The organism is Rubrivirga sp., assembly GCF_049648075.1.
Classification (GTDB): Bacteria; Bacteroidota; Rhodothermia; order Rhodothermales; family Rubricoccaceae; genus Rubrivirga.
Map to the genome: position 1 here is coordinate 1 of NZ_JBARYR010000768.1, position 2,086 is coordinate 2,086.

At 69.5% G+C, this 2,086-nt stretch carries 1 protein-coding gene and 1 pseudogene; one reads left to right on the forward strand and one right to left on the reverse strand.

Translation table 11 applies throughout. From position 1 onward, the window contains the following. Window positions 1-1,199, reverse strand: a pseudogene (locus WBA11_RS20260) (hypothetical protein); the annotation flags it as partial. Window positions 1,200-1,449: 250 nt separating this feature from the next. Between WBA11_RS20260 and tssK the strand changes: the two are divergent. Continuing rightward, window positions 1,450-2,086: type VI secretion system baseplate subunit TssK (gene tssK, locus WBA11_RS20265; RefSeq protein ID WP_424522440.1), on the forward strand; the 637-nt coding region annotated here is incomplete at its 3' end.

A 2,086-nucleotide genomic window follows, 5' to 3' on the forward strand; every position in this document is an offset into this window, starting at 1 on the left:
TCTCCCCCGACGCGCAACGCGGCGAACCCGTCGTTGCCGCTCATGGTGAGTTGGGCGAGCGTGGTCTCCGTGCCGTCGTTGAGGTCGATGACGCCCCACGTTTCTTCCGCGCCCTGGTTACCGGCGACGACCACGTTCGTGACGGTCAGCGTCGCACCAGCGCCGCCGACGTTGCGCGTCATGAACGCTGCGCCAGCTCGCGCCGTGTTGCCGTTGAAGACGGCGTTGACGACGTTGACCGTGCCCCCTTGAACGAGGAAGCCGGCCCCGTCGCCGAAGTTTCCGATCGATCGGTTGCGTTCGAACTCGGCGTCGATGATCGTCAGGGTCGGGTCGTTCTGGGTGTAGAACCCGGCGCCTCGGCCCGGCTCGCCGGGGTTATCGAGGCTGCCCGCCACGTTGCTGTCGAACTCGACGTCACGGAAGACGGATGGGAGCCCGTTGAAGGGGGAGATGTACGCGCCGCCGCCGCGCTGGTTGGCGACGTTCTCCTCAAACTCGATACCGCTGGCGTTGATCGCAGCGCCTGAGAAGAGTCCGCCGCCCTGGAAGAGGGCGTGGTTCTCCTTGAACTCCACGTCCTCCATGGTGATGGCCCTAGGGGCGACGAGGAGGTAGGCACCGCCACCGAAGAGCGCTGTGTTCTCGGCGAACGAGACGTTGCGCAGCGTCGGATAGCCGTTTGACGTCCCAAGGTCGGAGTTGGTCAGGCCGCCGCCGCGGTCGTTCGGCACGGTGCCGTCGGCATTCCCGCCGGTGACGAGGAAGCCGTCGAGAACGGCCGTCTCGTCCACACCGATCGCGCTCACAACGTGGTAGCTGTTGTCGGAGTCGTCGCCCTCGACGCCAATGTCGCCCGAGAGGACCGTCCCGCCCTCGTCGGGGTCGGGCGTCCGCTGGTCGGCGCTCGTCTCCGTCCCGTTGAAGCCGCCCAGGACGGCGACGCCGCTCTTGAGCCGGAACGACTCGGTCCGGTCGGGATCGTCCGTCGGGACGTAGATGCCCTCGGCGACCCAGATCTGGGCCGGGGCGGTCGCGGCCTCGAGGGCCTCGTCGAGCTCCTCGAACGCGTTGGCCCACGACGAGCCGTCCTCGGCGCCGATGGCGTCGGCGTCGACGTAGATGATGGCTTGGGCGAGGGCCGAGGCGGGAAGCAAGGTCACAGCCAAGACGGCGAGCCGGAGGGTAGAGAGTCGCATGGAATCAGAGGTGAGATGGACGAAGTCGGAGGGCCGATCCGGTCGCCTCCACCTGGGTACGCACCGTTCTTGGCCGCGACCGGTCACGCGCCCCTACCTTTTTCCGACCACGCGTCCGATCCGTCCTCGAGGACGATCCCGTAGAAGAGGGCGCGACCTCGAGGGCGGATGACTGACTATCCGGCCGTTCTCTGTATATCAGAGCGGCGGCGTGCTCTCGCGCCGCGCCGCTCCCAACGCTCGCCTGCCCGTGTCCGACCGCCGTCGCGTCGTCTGGTACGAGGGGATGACCCTCGACCCGCACCACCTCCAACAATGGGACCGCGCTGTCCGCGCCGAGATCGACGCGCGCGTCGACGCGGTCGCCCGCTACGGCTGGGGGCTCGCGCACCTCGAGATCGACGCCGACCGGTTGGCGAATGGTGAGGTCGCCGTCCTGGGCGCACAGGGCGTCATGCCGGACGGGCTCCCGTTCCGGTTTCCCCAGGACGCGCCGCTCCCCGCCACCCGCGACGTCCGCGACGGGCTCGGCCCGACGGCCGAGAGCGTCACCGTCTACCTCGGCGTCCCGTCCTTCCGCGCCGGAGGCGCCAACGTCTTGCTCGAGGGCGCCGCCGCTCGTCGGGAGACCCGGTTCATCGCCGAGGCCATCTCCGTCGTCGACGACACGACGGGCGCCGACGACCGCGACGTCCAGGTCGGCCGGCTCAACGCACGCGTCCTGTTCGAGGGCGAGCCGCGCGAGGACTACGTCACCGTCCCCATCGCCGAGATCGGCCGGGGCGCCGACGGTAGCTTCGAGGCCCGGCGTGACTTTATCGCCCCCTCCGTTCAGGTCGGGGCGACCGGCGCCCTCGAGGCCGTGCTCCGCCAGACGACCGAGCGGC